The sequence below is a fragment of the Niastella populi genome (assembly GCF_002078015.1).
In the GTDB taxonomy this organism is placed as follows: domain Bacteria; phylum Bacteroidota; class Bacteroidia; order Chitinophagales; family Chitinophagaceae; genus Niastella; species Niastella populi.
Map to the genome: position 1 here is coordinate 32781 of NZ_LWBP01000156.1, position 24323 is coordinate 57103.

The following is a 24323-nucleotide window of genomic DNA, read 5'->3' on the forward strand; positions in this document are numbered from 1 at the left end:
ACTTCAAAAGTGTGGCACACCCTGAACCCTTATTAAATTCGTATTAGAATTATTTTAACGGAATCAGTTTCACCGCGCCCTCCAAACCCGAAGGCTGCACCTTCCATTTGGCGGCATCGAAGTTCTTATAGTTGATGTTCACAAAGTTTATTTCGTGGTAATTGCGCCAAACTTCGCCTTTGCGGTCCAGATCCCTGATGCGGTTGGCCATGAGGTTACGTACCTCGATGCTGATGGTGTTTTTCCCTTCTTTCAAATACGCTCCTACGTTCAGTTCAAATGGCAGGCTCCAGATAAGCCCGGCATCTTTACCGTTGATGATCACCCGGGAAGATTCATACAACTTTTCCAACTGCAAAATGTAATCAGCCGCTTTGTTTTTAAGGGTAAAGGTTGTAGTATACACCCCGCTGCCCGAATACGATTGCGTGGTTGAATCATCAGTGAAAGCCGTCCACGGTTGAATAGTGGTCATTTTTTTCGTGGCCGGGCGTTGCGGACCGCCTTCTGTGAATTGTAACACCCAGCCGTTATCGTGAAGGTTTATTGGTTCGCCGGCCGTTTGCATATACCGGTATGGGATGGCCGTTTCTTTTATGTTGCTCAATTTCAGAATAACCGATTCGCCCGATCTCAACTGTAACCTCACTGCCGTTGCATTGTTTTGCTGATGATGCGGCAGCGAATTGATCTGTCCGTTCAGCGGGTCCATACGCAAAAGGGTACTGGCTGTATTTCGTAATACAACAGTTTCATCGACGTCATTGGCTGTGTTATTTACAATGAAATAGTATGTGCCATCCGGTTTTTTTCTGCGAATGAATTTTAAACCGCCTGCGGCTATGGATTCAGGCGCAATACCCAGGTATTTCAGGGCGGCGTTTACATCGCCCGCTACTATTTTTCCTTTCCCTGCCACTGCGGTTTGTAACTGGTTATTACCAGCGGAAAGCTGAATGCCGGCTATCAGCGCCTTCAGTTCCTGCCTGCCTTTTTCGGGGTCATTAAATCCGGGCACATCGTGCGGGAACTGTTCAAAGATCACGGTAGTGCCTTCATTTGCCAACCGGAGTATATTCCTTAATGTAGCCACGGGCATTTTATCACAGGCCGGCACCAGTAACAATTGGTGTTGCGCTCCTTTTGCAGCAACCCGTAAACCGCCATTTTGAGCGTGTGCCTGTTCTAGCATTTTGTCCGAGGCAAAGTCAAGCGAATAACCGGCGTTCTGTAAAGCCACCACATTTTTATAAAACCGTGTGGGGTGCAGCCAATGGTCTACATCATGCACTTTCAATGGCATATCCATTCCTTTTGCATTATGCCAGGCATCGTATACCGGCCAGTAGATCAGTATTTCATTATCGGGTTCGCCGCTCTGTAAAACAGACTGGCAACGCGTTATATAATCGTTCAGGCCTTTCAGGTGCGGCCACAAACTGTTATTGGGCACAAAGTTCACCGAGGCATAAAATAACCAGCCGGGCCATTTGGCATCGGCCGGACTATATGTTGTTCCATGATAAAAAACATGATTGATGCCTGAGAGAAATACCTGGTCAACTTCGGGTTTACACTGGCTCCATGATGTTTTGAAATGTTCGGTGAGCCAGGTAAAGGTTTCGCAACTGGTGAGCGGTTTGCCATAGGCATGGGCCGCAGAAGAGGCAAACTTTAGCATATTGGGATCGGGATCAACATCTCGAATGTCGGCGCTGTCCCTTCTTAAACCCCGGATGGGAAAATAACTGCTGCCAAATGTTTCCGTTTCCGGTATGTCGAATGCGGCATACAGATCGAGCAGGTTGCCGGGCGAACCATGCGCCTGGTTAACCGAAAGCGTTTTTCTTTTATTGGTCCATTGGGTGAATACGGTCGAAAAATTCTCACGCATGAGATCGGCCAGGGTTTCGCGGTAATCTGATTTCAGCCGCGCTGTGGCATCGTTTGAATCTGACAGGAACAGGTTGATGTATTTCCTGAGATCGTACCCTCTTCTCTTTTGAAATTCGGTGAAGAAATCGGGCGTCCAGTCGGCATTGTATACTTCATAGCTGTCGTTGAAGAAAGCTTTTACACCATGTGATGAATTGCCGAAGGCCGTATCGAAGATGGTGAAATAGTTGACTGTTGCCGCTTTTGAAAAATGATCGATGGTAAACCCTTCCCCACCCGGCGCCGCTCTTTTTACCGCCTGTTTCGTTTTGCCGGTGAATACGGCATACAGTTTAAGGTCACTGGCAGCATTGTATTGCAGGTTGCCGCCGGCATCTACCTTACCGGTAAGATCGATGGCTTCGCCATTACTATTAAAACCCATTAAAGCACTTAGAGAGGCCGCCTCTTTTTGTTTGGGATCGTTAATGACCAGAGGCTGTGCCAATGCGGCGCCCGCTTTTAGATCGTATTGCTGAACCAAAAGTTTTGAAGCGGCGTCCTGTACCGTTACATGCGAACCGCCAATGGGCCAGCCGGTTCCAACAGAAATATAAACGCCCATGTTGCGGGCATTCGATTGCTGTACGGTATAGTCGAGCATTTTCATCCATTGGGGCGACAGATATTTTATATACCGGTGCTCAAAACCTTTGGCGCCATAAATGGGTACAATTTCTACCCCGCCAAATCCGGCCTGGCTATATTGTTGTAAACTGGTGCTGATATTCTTTTCGTCAACGGCGCTTCCCATCCACCACCAGCGGGTCCAGGGCTTGCTTTGCTGTGTAAAGGCGGGCCATTTTGTTTGGGCAGAAAGATGCAATGTGAGTGCGGTCACATAGCAGGCAAGTAACGTTTTCTTGAACATGCCGCTAATATAATGAATTTGATATTCGGGCCGTCTTGTACTGTCGGGTAGCTTTCCCTGGTCTGAAGCAGGGCATATCCCGCCTGGTGTTTTGAATTTTGGATCTAATCCCCGGTACGGTCCTGCGCGTGCTCCTTCGGCCCCCATGGTGGCCGCATAATTGCAGGGTTTAATAAAGGTGAAATTTCCGCCGGTTGCCAAAGGAAACAGGGAAATGTTTGACGCCCAACCCTTATAATGAAGTTTTCTCCCGATTGACGGCAATGGCATGTATGAGTTGGCTGAACCCCCGGCGTAAAAGTGGTAAAGTCAGAAAAAGAATGACAAACGATATGCAAAAAGTAAAAACCCTGAAGGCGCAGCATAATTTTCTTGCCAATGTTCATGAGCAGATTGAAATAATCGAGCACGGGCAAACAGGAAACTTTGCCCTGGCGCCTTTTCAGCAAAAACTCGAAGCGGCCGGCCTGTTTCCGCTCAAGCCTGCCGCCATTGACATTTTCCAGGTAAACATGGGTAAGATGTGCAATCAGGTTTGCAGTCACTGTCATGTGGATGCCGGACCCGACCGTAAAGAAATCATGTCGAAAGAAACCATGCAGCAGTGTTTACATATTATCAGGAATGATCAATCATTTACAACCGTTGACCTCACAGGCGGCGCACCCGAAATGAATCTGCATTTTCGTTGGTTTGTCGGCGAAATAAAAAAAATGAACAGAACAGTGTTGGTGCGTTCCAATCTTACTATTATCCTGGCAAATAAAAAATATCATGACCTGCCGGAATTTTTCAAAGAGAATAATGTACAGGTAATAGCGTCATTGCCCTGTTACACAAAAGAAAACACCGACCGGCAAAGAGGCGACGGTGTTTTTGAAGATAGCATCAAAGCCCTGCAAATGTTAAATGCAGTGGGGTATGGAAAAGAAAATTCAGGGTTGAAACTGACGTTGGTGTACAATCCGGGCGGCGCCTCGCTGCCACCACCACAGCAAACATTGGAAACGGATTATAAACAAAAATTGCTCGACTGGTTTGGGATCAGCTTTAACAACCTGTATGTCATAACGAATATGCCAATCAGCCGCTTTCTGAATTATTTGCTTGAATCGGGTAAATATGAAACCTATATGGAGAAACTGGTAAATGCCTATAATCCTGTTGCCGCTGCCAACGTAATGTGCCGGAACACCATTTCGATCGGATGGGACGGATATATATACGATTGCGATTTTAACCAAATGCTTGAACTGAAAGTTGATTGTCATTCGAGGCATATTGCTGAATTCAATAAGGAGGCTTTAACGGGAAGAAGTATCGTGGTTGGTCAACATTGTTATGGTTGTACCGCGGGCGCCGGAAGCAGCTGTGGCGGCGCGGTAGCATAATTGTATTTAAACCTTATTATGATGAAACAGGCACTGCTGATCTTCGCACGGAACCTGGTATATGGGCAGGTAAAAACAAGGCTCGCCGCCACCATCGGCAGGCAGAGGGCGTTGGCTGTTTATGAACTCTTGCTGGAGCATACAGTTGCCGTTACGGAACGATTGCCCTTCGATAAGGTGGTCTTTTACTCCGAAAAAATCGATGGGGGTGATATATGGAACGATAGATCTTATAAAAAGCAGGTTCAGGCCGGCAATGACCTGGGAGAAAGAATGCGCCATGCATTCGCCACGGTATTTGGTAAAGGGTATCAGAAGGCAGCGATCATAGGAACCGATTGTTTCGAGCTCACCACGCTGATTATTACGGAAGCTTTCGAATGCCTCGACAAATACGATGTGGTCATCGGTCCCGCGAAGGACGGAGGATACTATTTATTGGGAATGAAAAAACTTTACCCGGGGTTATTCAATGACATACAATGGAGCACTGACCAGGTGTTGAAACAAACCCTTGCTGCCTGTGAACAATTGCAGATTTCAACACACCTGCTTCCGGCTTTATCAGATATCGATCATGAAGAAGACCTGAAAAATATACATATTTAATGTTATCGAAACGGCGGTAATATGATAAGCGTTATTATACCTGCATACAATGAAGAGGCACACCTCAAAACAACCATAGAAAAGTTATGGGACCTTGACGAGGAAAATTTAATCCAGGAGGTCATTGTAGCTGATGGTTCAAGTGAGGACGGAACGGTTTCCATAGCACAATCGGCAGGTGTAAAGGTTGTTACTGGTGATAAAGGAAGAGCAAAGCAAATGAACCGGGGCGCCTCGGCGGCAAAAGGAAAGATCTTATATTTCCTGCACGCAGACAGCATTCCGCCGAAAAGATTTAGTACAGACATCGTTAATGCCCATAGCAAAGGTTATCAAAGTGGATGCTTTCGGCTCGCTTTTGACCATGATCATTGGTTTCTGAAAGCAAATGCCTGGTTCACCCGGTTTGACGTAAATGCCGTTCGTTTCGGCGACCAGAGTTTGTTTGTGACAAAGAAGCTGTTTGAAAATGCAGGTGGTTTCAGGGAAGATCTGTTGATGATGGAAGACCAGGAGATCATTCATCGCATAAAAAGACATGGGAAATTTAAAGTAATGAATGATTATGTCACTACTTCTGCAAGAAAATACCTTGACAACGGCGTGTTTAGAATGCAGCGTATTTTTTATCGCATCTGGGCGCTGTATTATCTCGGGTATTCTCAGGAGAAATTACTTGAAATGCATAGAAAACTTATCAGGAACCACAAATTGTAAAAGGAACATTGCTGCGCTTATAAACAATCTGAATAATGAAACCCAACGACGATAACGCAAAACTTCCAACGGAACAGCGTCCTTTCAGGGTGTTGATCATTTCCGGGTCGAACAGGAGGCAATATAATTGTCCCGGTGTTGACAGTAAATCGAGGGCCCTGATGTTGAAGATGGCCGACATGCTGCCGGTGGATTGGGAAATTGATTATGAAGACCTGGGAAATGTTTATGCACGGGAAAGAATTCAAAGTTGTAATTCCTGTGTATCTACTTCGATGGCGCTCTGTGTATGGCCATGTAACTGTTATGAAAAGAACAGTAAAAAAGAGCCCGACCTGATGTGGAACCTTGACCTGTATGCGCGACTGGATATGGCGGATGCCTGGGCGATCATCGGGCCGATAAACTGGTATGCGCCTTCCGGTAACCTGAAACTTTTGTTTGACCGTTTGGTATGCATGAACGGTGGCAACCCCGACGAAAGAACGATAGATCATAAGAATCCCGAAAAAGCAATGACACTGGAACATACCGAAGAATGGAAGCGGATAAGTTTGAACCACCTTGAGGGCCGAACGGCAGCCTTCTTTTGTTATGGCGATGAAGGGGGCGACGAATTGGACGAAACAGGCAGGCCGGATATCCTGCAACACAAAAATTATTTCGATCCGGGGAAAGAACCCTTCGGAAATGAACGGGATGCCTATGCGCCATTGGTGTGGCAATGCAGGTATGGCGGCGTAGAAGTGCCCGATCGCTTATGGAAACACTGTACAAATGGAAAAGGAAAAAAGTACAGCGATAACCAGGCAGAGGATATGATCACCGAAAACGAATTCATGACTTCATTCGATAATTGGGTGCGCGATTTTGAAAACCTGGTTCGGCAAAAAGGAAAAGTGCCGCCAAATAAATACCGGGCTTATGGCTACAAACCACCAAAGCATTTTTGGGCCAATGTAAAGGATGGCATTCGATATTTTGAAATGATGGTGGGAAAGGCGCCAAAGCATTCGTCGCCCCGAATACAGGAGGAATTGGGGTTAAACCGGGATGCGGTGTGGCAGACCAAAAAAGGGGAAGGAAAAAAATTGAGAGATGATTAGATCCATTTTTGATCAGTTGGGCACTCCTATATTGATAGGGCTATTTTTGCTACTTTTTCTTCTTGAAACAAAATTTCAGCTGAGAAAACGTGTTCAACGCCGTATACAAAGGCTCATCGTCAACTTTGTAGTTTCGTTGCCGGCTTTTGCGTTATTAAGGATCCTGTTCATTCCCGCCATGTTGTGGCTGGCATCGGGCAATCAGGCCTGGCATTTCGGGCTGAACTACCTTTATAATGCCCCGGAATACATAAAATTCGCCATAGCTTTTTTACTTTTGGATTACAGCAATTACATCTGGCATATTTTACTTCATAAGCTTCCGCTAATGTGGCGGTTTCACCTGGTGCATCATACAGACCTGGATCTCGATGTAACCACCGCATTCAGGTTTCATTTTGGAGAAATGATAGCATCCGTTTTTTTCAGGGGCGCTGCAGTGCTCCTGACCGGCGCCTCACCCCTAACCGTTCTTGTTTATGAGATCGTATTCGAAGCGGCCACCCAGTTTCATCACAGCAACATGAAAATTCCATTCCGGTTTGAAAAGCTTTTGAATAAAATAGTTGTCACGCCGAGAATGCATGGCGTACATCATTCCATGATAAAAACTGAAACAGACAGCAACTATTCGATCATATTTTCCTTTTGGGACAGAATACACCGAACTATCCGGCTAAATCTTCACCAGCATGAAATAGTAACCGGCGTGCCGGCGTATGCAAACGAAAAAGAGCTAACGATCGGCAATTTGCTGAAGCTGCCTTTTACGAAAATTCGCGAGTGGAAGAACGCCGAACGAAATGCAGAAGGAAATGTAAGTCAATTAAAAGAATAAACGTGCCTTAGGTTTCAGCGCAATACACGGGGAAGCAGAAATGCTGCCCCGTTTATTGTATTCATGCTGAAATGCAGTCGGTTATTGCTGAGAGCGATAGAAATCGTAGTATGAAACAGCGTTGTGGCTGCCGGTGACATAAACCTGTACGTAGGTGTTTTCATTATCCTCGGCACTACAATAAACCGGGGTCGATGGGGTAAGGAATGCGTATCCGTTCGCGGAATATACCGTGTAATTGCCGGAAGAAACATACAGGTAATTGCCCGACCAGCTTAAGCCTGATATGGGGCCATTGCCGAAGGCGTAGGTGAAGGTCCAGACAAAAGCCGGTGCATGCAGGCCGGGAGCGGAAGTAACGGGTTTAAATGAGGAGGTGGCTTTAATACTCAATCCGCAACTAAGAATAATGGCAACGATCAAAAGGCAAGACTTTCTCGTCATAAGATAATTTTTAAATGATTAATGATTAAACCATCCAAAAGTTACCGAGACTTCCTATAACCGCTTATTCAATTTGTTTCATATTGTTGGCAATTTGAATCATTTTTGAGTTGCTTCATCAGGGCATTGAATATTCGGGCGATCCTATGGAGCAGTTATATTTCTTTAACGCGGCGGCGAATGGGGTGGGCTTTCTTCACACTAATAATTGGTCACTGCACTATTATCTTTTCTATTTGTTCTCCCGTTTTTAAAAGATAAATGCCGTTTGCATAACGGCTCACATCGATGCTATGTATGCCGGGAGCCAGTTGCCTGCGCCAAAGCAGGTTCCCATTACCGGAATGCAGGGAAACGGGTGTTGCTATGGATGCGGTTATTTTTACCAGTAATATTCCGCTCGCAATAAGATTGTTCATTACCTGAACCCCTTCCCTGTTCGTATTAAACTTTACACTGTTTATGACCGAATAACCAAATCTTCCATCAACATCTCTTTGCACAATGCGATAGTAGTTCATGCCCTGTAGAGGAGCTGTATGCAGATAACTGTAATTATTGATTGAAGAACTATTGCCTGTAGCAGCGTTGGTGGCAACGTTGGTCCAGCTACGGCTGTCTATACTGTGCTGCACAAGAAAATCTTTTGTATTATGCTCCTGTGCCGTACTCCATTGAAGCAATACATTGTTGTATTGTTTTGTTGTGATAAAGGAAATCCACCGCAACGGCAGAATAACCAGGTTGCTGTTTTGCGTTAGGTTGTTGGACGTACTGCCGCTGAGTGCAAAATTGGTGAGCGTACCATTGTTGCCGTTACCCGATTGGTCGATCAAAGCGGTAAGCCCCGTGTTATTACCAGCCGCAATACCCTGGTTGAACGTATAATACAGAGCAAGGCCGGAAGTGGAAGGGGCAATTTCACTATTCATGTTATTTTGTATCTCGGTTTGGGTACGGGCCGTGTTCCAGATCCGCACTTCGTCGATCATACCTCCAAATGGCTGACCATTTGCAACCGTATTAAACCCTAAAATAAAATTAGCAGAAGGCGTATTCGGGGTACCGGTATTGGAGTAAACATTCACGCCATTTTTATATAAAGTAAAACCCGTTGTGCCAATAACGAGAGCAAGGTGTGTCCATTGGCCTGTGGATAGGCCTATGCCCGTATTCCAGGTATTTACGCCATTAAATAGTACGATCAATTTGTGTGAAGTATTTAAAAACAAAGCATAACCATTGGAACCCATGACCCCATTTACCATAATAAGATGATCGGTACCGGTGCCTCCCTGGTGATACACCCATGCTTCCATCGTTACATTGCTGGTGGCGGTAGTGGGCAAAGGCGCTATGACCCGGTCATTGCCCTCATCAAAATGCAAGGCATTTCCTGCAAATTGAATGGGACTTGCCGCCCATGTGGGCCCGTTAGTCAGTGTTCCATCTGCACCGCTGGTATTGGTGCAGCTATTGGCAGCGGTGGTGCTGCTGCCCTCATTGAAACGATAGTAAGCAACCAGTCCTGTTGCATTGTTTGCAAGGTTTTTATTGAACATATTGGCTACTATTTCGGCCGCCGAACGGGCCGTGTTCCATATTCTGAGTTCATCTATTTTGCCTGCAAAAAAATCTGACTGGCTGGCCCGCCACCGAACACCGGCGTTTACTTTTGTGGGAGTCCACGAGGCCGGAGCGGTAAATGTTGCATTGTCTTTTAGCACGCCATTGATATAGGTTTTAATATTTGATGCCGAGGTTCGTACCACTGCAACATGCACCCAGGTGTTTGCCGTTACGGTGGCTGTTGCAGGTTGCATTACCAGACCGGTAGCGGAATTATCCCTCAACACCAATTCTATTCCGCCACCATTTGTACTACGGGGAATAATGCTGAACATCGGGCTGTTATTTCCCTGCACGGTTTCAGAGTAAATACATCCGTTGCCCGTGCCATTCCAATACACCCATGCCTCAACGGTGAACGTATTCAACTGGCTTACCGCAACACTTGTTGGAAGTGAAACGTAGTCATTAGAACCATCATTATTAACAGCATAGTTCGATTGTGCTAATGCGCAATTATTAATAATAAGACCAAAGAAAAAAACAAGTTTTCTCATGAGTCAGGTTTTTCAGGTTAGATTAATGCCAAAAAATAATATGTAATGTGCAGGAAATAAAAAAGTGAAGGATAAAAAGTAATATTCATTCCGGCCGGCTGCGTGAAAACTCTTATTCTTTATTGATAATAACCCCCATCAATAAACTGAGTTGTATTCTTTACGCTAAGTGGCTGGTCAATGGCACGATATGAAGTTTGTGCGGGTGGATAGTGTTAGATGTTTACCATGTCCGGACGTACCTACCAAACTTGCCGCTTCGCGAATACTCAATGAGGAATATGCCTGTATCCAGGCAACTTCCCAACCTGTCACATTCCACGAAAAAACAACCGGCCCCACCGAAGCAGAACCGGTTGTTATGAAGCTGTGTAATGCCAGCTGTACTTCCCGATAACCGGTAACCAGTAACCGGCGCCTACTGAATTACCCTGGCCACAGGCGGCGAATAAACGACCTGTTTACCCTTTCCAACGGCAAGTACGCGGAACCAGTAGCGGGCAACCGATCTCAGGTTAGTGAACGTATGTTCCCGCTCGGTGGTGGTTTCACTTATCCATACGTTATCGGGCGACAACGGGTCGGTGGTGTACTGGTGTACATATGACCTCGCCCCGGCTACCCTGTTAACCCGGGTGGTTGCCTGACCGGATTGGTCGCTCACCACAACCACCTTCCCGATGGGCGGTAATGCCTGTGTAAGGTCTTTATCGCCGGTGATATCGAAGCCGCTGCTGAGCAGCATCGTCTTATCGCCATTACTGGTTGTGGTTACATAATCGGCGAGATCATCGAGTATGCTCACCAATTCAGCTTTGTTATTAAGAATGAATAATTATAAGACGAACTCAATAAGAGATCGTATACCGGAGAATATTTTTTTTATTTTTTTGTAGTTCCGGGAAAATACAGCAGAACGAGGGGGCTCTTCCCCTTCACGGCTGCAACTCCCCTACCCATACCGTTTTCCCAGGTACTCTGAAACGGCCGGTTATATCCGCGATGGTACCGTCGGTGATGTTCCGCGCTTTGGTGTAGGTTTTTATTCGTTCTGCAAACCGCCGCAAATCGAGCTGCTTTTCGCCCTCACTGGCATTCATAACACACATGATCGTTTGCTGCGCATTGTACCTGAAATATACATACACGCCATCCTCTGGCACATACTGCATCAGTTTGCCGGTGGTTAACGCTGTTGAGGTTTTACGGAAGTTGGCGAGCGTGCTTACATAATTAAATACATCATTTTCGGCAGGCGTTCTACCGCCGGGCTCGAATTTATTGGCGGCATCGCCGGGCCAGCCGCCGGGAAAATCGAGGCGTACCTTGCCATCGGGATCGGCAAAGTTCTTCATCAGTATTTCAGTACCGTAATACAATTGGGGGATACCGCGGAAAGTCAACAGCCAGGCGATACCCATTTTCAGTTTGGCAATATCCTCACCTACCATACTGAAGAACCGGCTGAGGTCGTGATTATCGAGGAACAGCACATTTTTGGTTGGGTCGGTGTATACATAATCATTGGTTGCCGTCAGGTACAGGCGGTTCACCCCTTCCGTCCAGCCAAAACCCTGCGTTAATGCAGGCACAATACCATACAGGTTCAGCTGAAAATCGGTTACCCCAGGCAGATTGCTTTTGTAGGGGATGTTGTATTTGTTGCGAACGAAATAACTCTGGTTGGGGATGCCATGCACCCAGGTTTCGCCAAAGAGATGCAGTTGCGGATATTCATCGAGCAGTGCTTTGTTGCAACGGTTCATAAACGCGAGATCGTTATAGGCATAGGTGTCTATCCTCCAGCCATCGAGCCCGAACTCTTCGGTGCACCAGATGGCATGTTGTATAAGGAAATTCGCTACGAAGGAATTGTGCTGGTTCACATCGGGCATAACGCCGGTGAACCAGCCGTCGCTCATGCGTTTTTTGTCGATGGCAGCTGCGTATGGGTCCATCAGCACCTGGTCTTTGTAGGTAGTATTGGTATATTGGGGCCACCAATGGAACCAGCTGCTGTCGGGCATATCGCGGTAGAGGAAATGTTCAATACCTGTATGGTTGTACACCGCATCCTGGATGATCTTCATACCGCGTTTGTGCAGGCTGTCAATCAATTCATGATAAGCTTTGGCGCCGCCCAGCCGCGGATCGATAGTATAATGATCGGTAAAAGCATAACCATGTTCGGTGCGGTCGGGCATATCGTTTAGCAGCACCGGGTTTAGCCACAATGCGGTTACCCCCAGTTGTTGCAGGTAGTCAAGTTGGTTTTGGATGCCTTTGAGATCGCCGCCATGGCGTTTGAAATAATCGGAGCGGTCGAGGCTTTGATCGCGCAGTCCGGCTATGCGGTCGTTGCCGGCATCGCCATTACTGAAGCGGTCGGGCATTTTCAAATAAATAAGGTCGGAGCTGTTCACTCCCTGAATGCGGGTTTTGCCGTTTTGTTTGCTTCGGGGCTTTAGTTCAAAAAAGACATGATTCCATTCAGACCTGATAATACCGCCAAAGCTTATTTTATATTTGCCTGGTTTAGCATTGGCGGCAATTTCTACATCAACCACCAGGTAATGCCGGTTGCTAACTTTGTGTAGTTTTTTGATCTTTATGGCAGGGTGAGCCGATTGAATTACTCCTTTATCTACAGACAGGTTTTTAAACCTGTTATAAAATATCAGTTGCAGGTTGCGGTTTTTCATTCCCACCCACCAATGCGAGGGATAAACGTTAAGGCTGTCCTGAGCTGTCAATTGCAAAACCAGAAAGAAACAGGTAACAAAAGCGAGGGTTCTTTTACAGCAGTTCATCGGTTGTTTTTTCTTTTACTATTAAAGCGCATACAATACCTGCTGCCATTAGTAAACCGCCGCCAATTTGTACGGCCAGCAGCCGGTCGTTATGAAGTACGTTCTCCATGAACTTCCCGAAAAACAGCGACGCAATGATCTCGGGCAATACAATAAAGAAATTAAAAATGCCCATATAAATGCCAATTTTGTTTTCGGGTAAATGCCCGGCCAGCATGGAATAGGGCATCGACAAAATAGATGCCCAGGCAATACCCACCATACTCATGGCTACATAGAGTATAGACGGGTCGCTGATATATTTTACGCTGAACAAACCCAACCCGCCAATGAGCAGGCAAAAAGTATGGGTCATTTTCTTACCCAGTTTGGCTACCCAAAAGAAAAGCGTTAACGAAAACAGGAATGTAACGAGGTTGAGGATCGATGAAGTGGCGTTGGCATGTTCAATGCCCCGGGTATAAATTTCATTGGAAGTATCGGGGTCGCCCTTGAAAATATCGCGCGCTACGCCGGTTGTGTAATAGAACCACATCAGGAACAGGCCCGGCCAGGTGAGAAACTGCACCAGCGCCAGCCTTTTCATTTGCGCCGGCATATGGAGCACTGAAGAGGTAATTTCCTTAATGGCGCCACCGACGCCGCTGCCATGCTGCGCATCGAGCCGTTGCCGCCAGTTGGGATCGGTGGGTGGATATTCCCTGCTCCGGAATACCGTGTATAACACAGCGGCTAAAAACATAATACCGCCAATATAGAATGACCACATGATGTTTTGCGGAATGCCGCCCCCGGTTGTTGTGCGGGAAACGCCAAACCAGTTTACCAGTATACCGGGCAGAAAACCTGCTATGAATGCCGCTGCACCTATGAACATACTTTGCATGGCGTAACCAAACGGGCGTTGCCGTTCATTGAGGTTGTCGGCTACAAATGCCCTGAAAGGTTCCATGCTAACATTGATGCATGAGTCGAGGATCCACAGGGTGCCGGCCGCCATCCAGATGGCCGACGCATTGGGCATAATGAATAACGCAAGCGAACTGAGTATGGCGCCGACCAGGAAGTAAGGCCTTCTTCGACCCCACCGTGGGTGCCAGGTACGGTCGCTGAGATAACCGACAATGGGTTGAACGATGAGGCCGGTCATGGGCGCCGCCAGCCATAAGCCGGGGATCTGTTCTGCCGAAGCGCCGAGGTATTCGTAAATGGCGCTCATATTGTTCATTTGTAACGACCAGCCAAACTGAATGCCAAAGAAACCGAAACACATGTTCCAGATCTGCCAGAAGTTGAAACGGGGTTTACTCTGAATGGCCTGCTCTGTATTCAATACTATGGGTGATGGTTCCATATGCAATCGCTTTGAGGAGAGTAATGGAGAGTAAGTTACTTATTTTCCGTACACTTACCGTATCAAAACCGTACAGTTAAATAAACCGGTAAATTATATATTGTTGATTATAAACGATTATATTTCCGGCATTTTTATGGCAACTGGTCTGAAGCATCAAATGCCAATCACATGATCTCAAACTATTTAAAAATTGCCCGCCGCAACCTGTTCAGGAACAAACTGCATTCAACCATCAATATTCTGGGGTTGGCAACCGGTATCGCGGTGGCCTTATTAGCCGGTTTGTGGGTATGGGATGAGGTTTCGTTCAATAAATATTTCAGCAACCATAACAGGCTGGCGCAGGTAATGCTTAACCAAACCAGCGATGGAGAAACATATACCGGTAAAACAGTGGCCATGCCATTGGGTGATGCATTGAAGTCAAAATACGGGCGGGAGTTTAAATATCTTTCGCTTACGTCATATGAGTTCGAATACCTGGTTGGTGCAGGCGATAAAAAGTTTTCGCGGAAAGGTATGTGGGTGCAGCCCGATTTTACCCAAATGTTTACGCTTACCATGGTGAGGGGTGATCGGGCTGCATTGAAAGACCCTTCTTCTGTTCTGCTTTCTCAATCGCTTGCCAAAGCTACATTTGGCGAAAGCGATCCGTTGAATAAAGTAATCAGGGTAAACAATACTTTTGACCTGAAAGTAGCCGGTATTTATGAGGACCTTCCGCATAACACCAGCTTTTACAATATTCAGTTACTGCTGCCATGGGAACACCCCGAAAACTGGCTTAAGAAACAGGAAACATGGAGTAACCACTGCGGCCAGTTATTTGTACAATTGAACGATGGCGCTGATTTCGATAAAACAACCGCTACCATCAAACAGGTACCAACCCCGTTTATAAAAGATGTGAAAGAGGAGATCATGCTGCATCCGGTTGATAAATTGCACTTGTACACCGAATTCAAAAACGGAGAAGCTGTTGGCGGACGTATAGATTTTGTATGGCTGTTCGGCATCATCGGGGGTTTTGTATTGCTGCTTGCCTGTATCAATTTTATGAACCTTTCCACGGCCCGCAGTGCCATACGCGCCAAAGAAGTGGGTGTAAGAAAAACGATGGGCTCATTACGCGGGCAACTGATCGGGCAATTTCTGGCAGAATCTGTAGTGATGTCCTTTATCGCTTTTTTTCTATCCATTGTGCTGGTGCAGCTATCGCTTCCATTCTTCAACAACCTGGCCGATAAACAAATCGCCATTGTATGGAATAATCCCATATTCTGGCTGTTCACAATTGGCTTCACTTTGTTTACCGGGTTGATCGCCGGAAGCTATCCTGCTTTTTATTTGTCGGCTTTCAAACCGGTAAAGGTTTTGAAGGGAATTATACAGCCGGGCAAATTTGCATCGCTGCCGCGCCGGGTACTGGTTGTATTACAATTTTCGGTTTCCATTACACTCATCATAAGCACCATTATTGTGTTTCGCCAGATCCAACATGCACGCAACAGGCCCACAGGTTATAACCGCGATGGGCTCATCACCGTGCCAATGAACACCCCCCAGTTGCGAAAGCATTATGATGCCATAAAGAATGAACTTATGCAAAGCGGAATTGTGGAGCGGGTGGCGCTTTCAAGCCATTCGCCTGCATATTTTCCCAATAACAACAGCATCGACTGGCGGGGTAAGGATCCTAACCTGGTAGCCTACTTCAGAACAGTGACCGTGTCGCCGGAATTCGGTAAAACGATTGGCTGGCGTTTAAAAGAAGGGCGCGATTTTTTGCCCGATGCGCAAGGTGATTCTGCATCGGTGCTGTTGAATGAGACCGGGGCAAAAATAACCGGCCTTAAGAACGTTGTTGGTGAAACGGTCAAATACAACGGCAAAAATTATACGGTTGCCGGTGTAGTGCATGATATGATCACCCAGTCGCCCTATACCCCCGTTCCGCCTGCAATTTTTTTCCTCGACGGTTACCAGGGTGTTATTACCATCCGGTTAAAACCCAATACACCCATACAACAGGCGTTGGTGAAAATGGCTGCGGTATATAATAAGTATAATGAAGGCAACCCGTTTGAGTTCAAGTTTGTGGATGATGAATTTGCGAAAAAGTTCTCGAATGAAATGCGAATTGGCAACCTGTCAACCTTTTTTGCCATCCTGGCCATCTTCATTTCCTGCCTTGGATTATTTGGCCTCGCTTCATATGTTACTGAGCAGCGCACCCGGGAGATCGGTATAAGGAAAGTACTGGGCGCATCGCTCTTTAATTTATGGCGGCTTTTGTCGACAGAATTTGTGGTGCCGGTGGTCATCGCCTTATTCGTTGCCATACCAACGGCTTATTATTTTATGCATAACTGGCTGCAGCATTACGAATACCGTACCGCTATTCCATGGTGGATCTTTGCCATAGCAGGCATATGCGCTTTGCTGGTTACCTTGCTTACCGTAAGTTATCATTCAATCAAATCGGCAATAATGAACCCGGTAAAAAGCTTACGTACAGAATGATCCCATATAATGACCATATAGAATCTTAAAATATTATTCATGCTGCCTGTACATTTAAAAATAGCATGGCGCAACCTGCTAAAACATAAACAGTTTACTATATTGAACCTGGTAGGTCTCAGCACCGGACTGGCCTGCGCCCTGTTCATTTATCTGTGGGTACAGGATGAACTGAGTATTGACTCCTTTCATGAAAAAGACAAACAGCTGTACCAGGTTATAAAGACCTCACCTAATGCCGATGGTTCGGTTGATACACATGAAACCACTCCGGGTTTGCTGGCGAAATCTATGGCGGATGAGATCCCTGAAATTGCTTATGCCGTGCCGGTTGTTGTAATGGATGATTATGGACAGAATAAAGGCATCATTAATGCCGGTGGCAAACCTACTAAGGCAAGTGCTCAATTTGCGGGAAGCGATTATTTTCATGTTTTTTCTTATCGCCTGCTGTATGGTAATAAAGACAACGTACTCGATGATAAAGGCAATGTATTGATCTCTGATAAACTTGCTCATAAATTATTTAATACAACCGAAAATATTGTAGGCAAAACCATTACCTGGGACCAGGCCGATAAAATGAACGGGGTGTATGTGATTGCCGGTGTATTTGAAGCGCCGCCGGTTAATGCCTCCATGCAGTTTGATTGCATTTTCAGCTATTCGCATTACTACGATACATTCAGGGAAGATAATGGTTTGGATAAATGGTATAGCAATAACCCCCATACGTATGTTGTCCTGAAAGAAGGTGTAAACATTGAAGTTTTTAATAAAAAGATCAAAGGTTTCAGCAGGTTGAAGTATGCACAGGCGCATGGCGAAAAGGATGCAAAATGGGAAGGCGATATTTTTCTGCAACGATTTTCAAACAAACACCTTTATAACCACTATGAGAATGGCGTTATTGCCGGTGGCAGAATTGAATATGTGCGGTTGTTTTCGATCATTGCCATTTTTATTGTTCTCATCGCCTGTATCAACTTTATGAACCTGGCAACCGCAAAGGCCGCCGGGCGGTTGAAAGAGGTGGGTGTAAAAAAAGTTACCGGCGCAAGCCGCCGTTCACTGATATTACAATACCTGGGCGAATCGATACTTTTAAGTTTATTAGCATTGCTTATTGCCATTGTTATTGTCGCCCTGTTATTACCCGCCTTTAACAGCATAACGGAAAAACAAATTCAGCTTTCGTTTAACGGTGGTTTTATACCGGCCATATTGAGCATTACACTTTTTACCGGGCTCGTTGCCGGTAGTTACCCGGCATTGTACCTGTCAGGGTTTAACCCCATCGCCATTTTAAAAGGACAAATAAAAACCTCAACCGGCGAGTTGCTGGTACGAAAAGGCCTGGTGGTGTTTCAGTTTGTTTTATCAGTTGTATTTATTGTTTCGGTACTGGTAGTGTATAAACAAATGCAACTGATCCATACCCGCAACCTCGGATATAATAAGGATAATATCATTCAGTTTGCCAATGAAGGTAAACTGCGTGACGGCCTTGGGCCTTTTGTTACGGAGGTGAAAAAATTACCGGGTATTGTAAATGCCGCTGCCATGAGCGGAAACTTTACCGGTAACCATAGCGGCGGAGGTGGTATCAGCTGGCCGGGCAAACAGAAAGGGATTGAATTCGACGGCGTGGATGCGGATTATGATCTGCTTGAAACAATGGGTTTACAATTAACGGAAGGACGTTCGTTCTCGCGCCAATTCGGGGCCGACAGTAACAGCGTTATCTTTAATGAAACTGCCGTTGCCGCCATGGGTCTTAAATCACCTGTAGGGACCATCGTCGACATGTGGGGAAAGAAAAAAACAATTATTGGCGTTGTGAAAGATTTTCATTTTGAATCGCTGTATAAAAGTATAGGACCGTTCTTTATAAGATATTCAAACGATAACCAGAATGTGGTTGTCAAAATTAAAGCGGACCAGGAGCAAACGGCGCTTGCCAGCCTGAAGGCATTGTATAAAAAATTCAATCTGGGGCTCGACCTGGAGTATACCTTTCTGGATGATGATTATAACCGCCTGTATACGGCAGAGCAGCGGGTATCGGTACTCTCGCGGTATTTTGCTGCACTGGCTATTATCATTTCCTGTTTGGGATTGTTTGGCCTCGCCACCTTTACTGCACAAAAACGGCAAAAAGAGATCGGCATCCGGAAAGTGGTGGGGGCTTCGGTTCAACAGATCGTATTACTGTTGACGAAAGATTTTCTGGCACTGATACTGCTTGCGGTTATAATTGCATTTCCACTGGCCTGGCTGCTCATGCACCAATGGCTGCTCAAATTTACCCATCGCATTTCCATGGGCGCGGGGCTGTTCTTGCTAGCTGCCATGGCCGTGTTATTGATAACCATCGTTACAATAAGCGTACAATCGATAAAAGCCGCTATATCAAACCCAGTAAATAGCCTGCGAACAGAGTAGTTTTGTTTGGTTACGCGGCAGTAACAACAAAGCCCCGATGGTTCGGGGGCTACTTTACTACACGCATTGCCGAAAACGCTGATAAAAGTTAGTTTTTTTTAGTCAGTTAAAGCTGCCATGATGAAAATGGTGACGAGTTTGAAAAATAAGTTAAGGGAATTATCTTTGGCGGTAGATATTTCGGTTACACGTGTAATTTCGGTTAGTTTAAAGGCCCTTAAACATGAAATCTTTACCCCTTGCTGTTTTTTTCCTGCACTTTTTTATACTCGGAGATTATTTTGCACAATCCCAGGTTGTTGATCATAGTTTCGGCCAAAAAGGCGATCTGCTGATCAATAACAAAGATTTTGGCCAGCCCGAACACTATTTGACTGGGATACAGGTTTTTCCCGACGGGTCGTGCCTGATGGCCGCTAACTATTCATTACCCCGGGTTAATTATAGTAATAGCGGATACGCATTTGCAGTGATAAAGCTACAGCAGAATGGGCAGTACGACTCCACTTTTGGGACCGATGGTATCAGGATAATACCCATTGCTGCTACGGCTTATATGCAAAGCATGATGATACAACCTGATGGGAAAATATTATTATATGGAAGTGCCCAAGGGTACAATATTTCAATGGTACGCTTGTTGGCCAACGGTACGCCAGACAGTTCCTTCAATAAAACCGGGATCCTGAACACCTGGATAGGGCTTGCAAGTAACTATACCTTGCATACAATAAAGATCAGGGCGGATGGCAAATATTATGTGGTGGGAAGCAGGATTGACAACCTGAATATTACTTTATTAAACACCGATGGAAGTGTAAATGATAGTTTTGGTTTTCATGGCACGGTGGCGTCAAATACAATATCGAATTTGAGTAATGAGGGTGTTGAGGCAGTAGTGCATAACGATAATTCATTAAATATCTTTTATAGTTTATACCCGCAAACCACCAGCAAATACGTTTTCCAGGGCTTTAGATTAAACAGTAATGGGAAACCAGACAGCAGCTTTGGTGTAAACGGTTACTGCGATTATCCCCAGATGGGACAGTTGAAAATAACACAGTTCTTTCCTGCGGTTGATGATAAATGCTATATCCTGGCACAAACCAGCCCCGGAAACGGTACAAATGTGGTGGCGCGATTAAACGCCAGAACGGGTGATCCGGATTCTTCATTTGGAGTGAGCGGCCGGTTTGAAATTATCGACCGGCAACCGATTGGCATGGCCATGAGGCCAGATAGTACGTTTTTAATAAATTCCCGGCCAAATTCCGGAGGAAGTGTAGGTGTTATGGCTGTTACCAAACAGGGTTTTATCGACAATAGTTTTGGCGTTAACGGATTGATCAGTTATAACCTTACCCCCTTGTATAATTATAATTTTTCTCAAATTGGGACCAATAACCAAAAAATTGTTGTGGCAGGAACTGTCAACGATACAACCGGTCAGTTTTTACTACGGCAATTTGACCTAAATGGTAACGTTGACATTTCATTTGGAAACAACGGTATTTATCAATTCACTCATGGAGGAAGTTACGACCGGATCTCAGGTGTTATAGAACAACCTGGTAAAAAATTCCTGGTGGCAGGTATTACCCAGAATTATTATTGGAACCTGACCAACTGGTATTTTAAAAGATATAATAGCGATGGCACCATCGATCTTTCATTTGGCAATCAGGGGATCGTAGTAAGTAAAGAAAACGGCTTTATAATAAACGATGTAGTAGTGTTGCCCAATTATGATTTTTTGGTGGCGGGGTCACACACCAGTGGGTACATGATCAGGAAATATAAAGTAACCGGAATAATTGACAGCTCATTTGGTGTAAATGGTGTTGCTGATCCCACGGCTCTTTTCCCCAACGAAGGCTCCATAAATATTAGTAACCTTGCCGTTCAGCCCGATGGAAAAATTATTTATTCTGCAGGAGGCGCAAATTATAAAATGTACATTGGAAGACTTACGGCGACAGGTATCCCCGATGTAAGTTTTGGCAATAATGGGCTGTTGATCATTTCAAACCCATTTTCTATGGTATGGCATGAGGGAACCATGGGGGGCGTAATTATACTAACACCCGACAATAAGATCATAGTTGCAGGAACTGCCACCACCAACAACTACAAAATTTGCCACCTGGTACGGGTACTGGGAAATGGTACCCTGGATAGTGATTTTGGTACCAACGGACATGCCCGGTTTGACCAGGCAAACTCTAATGCCAGTATAAGCGTTTGTGATGCATTGATGCAACCAGATGGAAAGATTGTGCTGCTGTATAAGCAAAAACAAAACAGTGGGAATTACTACCACGGTGGCGGGGTGGTGCGCTTTTTACCCAATGGCTTTGTTGATTCGTTATTTGGGCAGGAATGCAGATATTACCTGCCTGGTATAGCCTATAAATTACAGTTGCAAAATGATGGAAGAATATTGGTAGGCGGGCTAATCAATAATAAGTCGGTCAACAGTGATGTAACAAATATGTATGTGCTTCGCGTGCGTAGTGATGGCAAAACTGACAGTACTTTTGGCAGTTCGGGAATGATAATAAACCGGAATTATTATGCCGTCAATAATGACAGGTTTCCTGCGGGTTATGGTTCGGGAACACCTACCCCCGCCATTCTGTATAAATCAGCGCCTGGCTCTTACTTTTATGGCGGTACCATTGCCTATAAGGCCGAAGATGGATTTTTGCAACATATACAGGTGCAGGAAAACGACTTTCCCGCACAACAAATAAAAGTTGCTGATACGGCTGCCGATCCGGGTTGTAAACGCACCCGTATCGATTGGGTTACTACTAATGAAACAGGCAGCGATTATTTTGTTATTGAAAGAAGTATTGATACCATCTACTTCAAACCCATTGCAGCAATAAGAGCGTCGGGCAATACCAATGGTACAGTTAGCTATAGCTATATAGATACCGTTTCAGATGGATCACTGTATAATTATCGGGTGCAATTGTTAAGCAAAGGAGGGGCCTGTATTGTTTCGAACCGGGTTACACGCAAAGCTGATTTTATTTCACCTGGCACCATTCAGCAACCTGGTTTGGTTTTTCAGAATGATGCGGGTGTTCGCCAGCATGTGATCAGTTGGAAAATTATTAAACAGCAGGTATTGAATTCGGTAATACTACAACGGAAAACCAACAACGGCAGTTTTACCAATTTCGCCGTTATTCCACCATTGCAAGCGGCCGATACGGTTGCCTACGCTTATACAGATAATGCCTTGCAGATTGATTCGGCCTATTCATATCGTGTGGTCATTACAGGAAATAATTGTATCATCATTACGTCGGCGGTTGTTAGCAATCGGGTTACCGGTTTGTTCGATCTGCCACAAGATGTTGAAACCCTGGTGGTGTACCCCAACCCGGTAAACCGCGAATTGTATATTACGGTACCTGCCAGCCTGTATAACGGGCAATTAATTGTTTATTCAATTGATGGTAAACCGGTGCTTACGCAAAAGATAACAAACAATGGCGCCAGCTTTATTCCAGTAAATATGCAATCGCTGGCTAATGGTACTTATTATATTAAATTGTTCGGTGGGAAAAAAATTTGGCTTGGTAAGATCTCGAAACTGTAAATAATAAAGAGGCTGCCGCTAACGTGACAGCCTCTCTTATAATAGAACATTCATTAATGAGATACCCTCGGCTTGTGCTCCGGAGGTATTATATCACAAACCCATCAGGCAGTATAGATCCTTTCTTAACTACCACAATGCCATCCTTGATGGTGTACAACGAGTGATCTGTATTTTCGAGGTGATTGCTGCCATTGATACGCACATCGTTGCCGATGCGGCAGTTCTTGTCGACAATGGCATTTCGAATATAACAACGTTCGCCTATGCCTAGTTTTGGCAATCCCCGTTCAACAGAGTGCTGCATTTCTTCAATGGTCTCAAAATAATCGGAGCCCATGATGTAGCTGCTTACTATCGTGGTGCCATGTCCTATGCGGCTGCGGATACCGATCACGCTGTTCTCGATGCGGCTGGCATTGATGATACTGCCTTCCGCAATAATGGTTTTCTCGAGCGTGGTGCCGCTTATTTTAGCCGGGGGCAACATGCGGGCGCGGGTATATACGGCGTTGCTGTTGTCGAATAAATTAAAGGGCGGAATATCCTGCGTAAGCGCGAGATTGGCTTCGAAAAAAGAATAGATATTACCGATATCGGTCCAGTAACCATCGTACTCGTAGCTCATGATCTTATGAACGCCGATCGACTTGGGAAGGATCTCCTTGCCAAAATCGGTTGCGTTCTTGTGTTCTTCCAGCAACTGATCGAACATCAGTCTGCGGTTGAAGATATAAATACCCATGGAAGCGAGGTATACCCTGCCCTGCTTTTGCATTTCTTCACTGGTTTCACTTTTCCAGTCAACAAGCATGTCCTGTTTGGGTTTTTCTGTAAATGCAGTGATATGGCCGTCGGGGTCGGCTTTCAGGATGCCGAAATCCGATGCTTCGCGGGCAGCCACCGGTATAGTGGCTACCGAAATATCGGCGCCCGATTCGCGGTGTTTACCAATGAAATCCTGCAGGTCCATCTGGTATAGCTGGTCGCCCGAAAGGATCAGCACATATTCAAAATCGTGCTGGCTCAGGTGACGGAGCGACTTGCGTACGGCATCGGCTGTACCCTGGTACCACGATGGATTATCGGGTGTTTGCTCTGCCGCCAGAATGTCAACGAAAGCACTGCTGAAAATACTGAAGTGATACGTGTTCTTGATGTGTTTGTTCAGCGATGCCGAGTTGAACTGCGTCAAAACGAACATGCGGTTGATGCCGGAGTTTATACAGTTTGAAATGGGAATGTCTACCAAACGGTATTTTCCGGCAATAGGCACTGCGGGTTTTGAACGGCTGGCGGTCAGGGGATAAAGCCGTGTACCGGCCCCTCCTCCCAGGATGACAGCAATCACTTGTTTACTCATCTGATGTTATTTTTTCGAGTTCTTGGTTCTTAATTCTTGAGTTGCTCGTTCGTATATCCTGTGGCAGAATATTTAGAGATTCAGAGATTTCGGGATTTATCGAACAACCCAGACCGCAGCAAATCTCAAAATCTCAAAAATCAGAAATTACTTCCTGTCTCCTACTTCTGAC

At 45.5% G+C, this 24323-nt stretch carries 15 protein-coding genes; 8 read left to right on the forward strand and 7 right to left on the reverse strand.

The features are described from left to right. Positions 1 to 49 precede the first annotated feature (49 nt). The gene (locus A4R26_RS13850) at positions 50 to 2806 is read right to left on the reverse strand and encodes a glycosyl hydrolase (RefSeq protein ID WP_081164437.1); all 2757 of its coding nucleotides are present in this window, start codon (positions 2804 to 2806) and stop codon (positions 50 to 52) included. Positions 2807 to 3138: 332 nt separating this feature from the next. Between A4R26_RS13850 and arsS the strand changes: the two genes are divergently transcribed. From arsS to A4R26_RS13875, 5 genes are read left to right on the forward strand one after another with little or no spacing between them, the layout of a single operon-like run. Further along, entirely contained in the window at positions 3139 to 4197 is a 1059-nt protein-coding gene (arsS, locus tag A4R26_RS13855; RefSeq protein ID WP_081164438.1) for an arsenosugar biosynthesis radical SAM (seleno)protein ArsS, read from the forward strand. 18 nt (positions 4198 to 4215) lie between these two features. Continuing rightward, positions 4216 to 4806: a TIGR04282 family arsenosugar biosynthesis glycosyltransferase gene (locus A4R26_RS13860; RefSeq protein ID WP_081164353.1), complete on the forward strand. Its 591-nt coding sequence runs from the start codon at positions 4216 to 4218 to the stop codon at positions 4804 to 4806. Between the two features lie 21 nt (positions 4807 to 4827). Further along, on the forward strand, positions 4828 to 5523 hold the full coding sequence (locus A4R26_RS13865) for a TIGR04283 family arsenosugar biosynthesis glycosyltransferase (RefSeq protein WP_081164354.1): 696 nt from the start codon (positions 4828 to 4830) through the stop codon (positions 5521 to 5523). A 35-nt stretch (positions 5524 to 5558) separates the two neighbouring features. Then, the gene (locus tag A4R26_RS13870; protein ID WP_081164355.1) at positions 5559 to 6629 is read left to right on the forward strand and encodes an NAD(P)H-dependent oxidoreductase; all 1071 of its coding nucleotides are present in this window, start codon (positions 5559 to 5561) and stop codon (positions 6627 to 6629) included. Beyond that, positions 6622 to 7467, forward strand: coding sequence for a sterol desaturase family protein (locus tag A4R26_RS13875; RefSeq protein WP_081164356.1), 846 nt, complete (start codon positions 6622 to 6624; stop codon positions 7465 to 7467). Before A4R26_RS13870 ends, A4R26_RS13875 begins: the two co-directional genes overlap by 8 nt. Positions 7468 to 7548: 81 nt before the next feature. Here A4R26_RS13875 and A4R26_RS13880 read toward each other — a convergent pair whose 3' ends face one another. From A4R26_RS13880 to A4R26_RS13900, 5 genes are all read right to left on the reverse strand, one after another. Further along, positions 7549 to 7911, reverse strand: a complete 363-nt coding sequence (locus tag A4R26_RS13880) for a hypothetical protein (protein ID WP_133054666.1) — start codon at positions 7909 to 7911, stop codon at positions 7549 to 7551. Between the two features lie 212 nt (positions 7912 to 8123). Further along, the gene (locus tag A4R26_RS13885) at positions 8124 to 10037 is read right to left on the reverse strand and encodes a LamG domain-containing protein (protein ID WP_081164358.1); all 1914 of its coding nucleotides are present in this window, start codon (positions 10035 to 10037) and stop codon (positions 8124 to 8126) included. A 418-nt stretch (positions 10038 to 10455) separates the two neighbouring features. Then, a complete protein-coding gene (locus A4R26_RS13890; RefSeq protein WP_133054667.1) occupies positions 10456 to 10842 on the reverse strand; it encodes a hypothetical protein in 387 nt (128 codons plus the stop codon). 130 nt (positions 10843 to 10972) lie between these two features. Then, the gene (locus tag A4R26_RS13895) at positions 10973 to 12847 is read right to left on the reverse strand and encodes an alpha-amylase family glycosyl hydrolase (RefSeq protein WP_081164360.1); all 1875 of its coding nucleotides are present in this window, start codon (positions 12845 to 12847) and stop codon (positions 10973 to 10975) included. Continuing rightward, positions 12834 to 14201, reverse strand: coding sequence for an MFS transporter (locus tag A4R26_RS13900; protein ID WP_081164361.1), 1368 nt, complete (start codon positions 14199 to 14201; stop codon positions 12834 to 12836). The genes A4R26_RS13895 and A4R26_RS13900 overlap by 14 nt, the downstream gene beginning before the upstream one ends. A gap of 171 nt (positions 14202 to 14372) precedes the next feature. On the opposite strand from A4R26_RS13900, the gene A4R26_RS13905 reads away from it, so the two are divergent. From A4R26_RS13905 to A4R26_RS13915, 3 genes are all read left to right on the forward strand, one after another. Next, complete coding sequence (locus tag A4R26_RS13905; RefSeq protein ID WP_081164362.1) at positions 14373 to 16727, forward strand: ABC transporter permease; 2355 nt, start codon at positions 14373 to 14375, stop codon at positions 16725 to 16727. 39 nt (positions 16728 to 16766) lie between these two features. Beyond that, entirely contained in the window at positions 16767 to 19172 is a 2406-nt protein-coding gene (locus A4R26_RS13910; RefSeq protein ID WP_081164363.1) for an ABC transporter permease, read from the forward strand. Between the two features lie 223 nt (positions 19173 to 19395). Next, a complete protein-coding gene (locus A4R26_RS13915) occupies positions 19396 to 22788 on the forward strand; it encodes a T9SS type A sorting domain-containing protein (protein WP_081164364.1) in 3393 nt (1130 codons plus the stop codon). Positions 22789 to 22876: 88 nt separating this feature from the next. Here the strand turns inward: A4R26_RS13915 and A4R26_RS13920 are convergent, their stop codons facing one another. Beyond that, positions 22877 to 24151, reverse strand: a complete 1275-nt coding sequence (locus A4R26_RS13920) for a glucose-1-phosphate adenylyltransferase (RefSeq protein ID WP_081164365.1) — start codon at positions 24149 to 24151, stop codon at positions 22877 to 22879. Positions 24152 to 24323 lie beyond the last annotated feature (172 nt).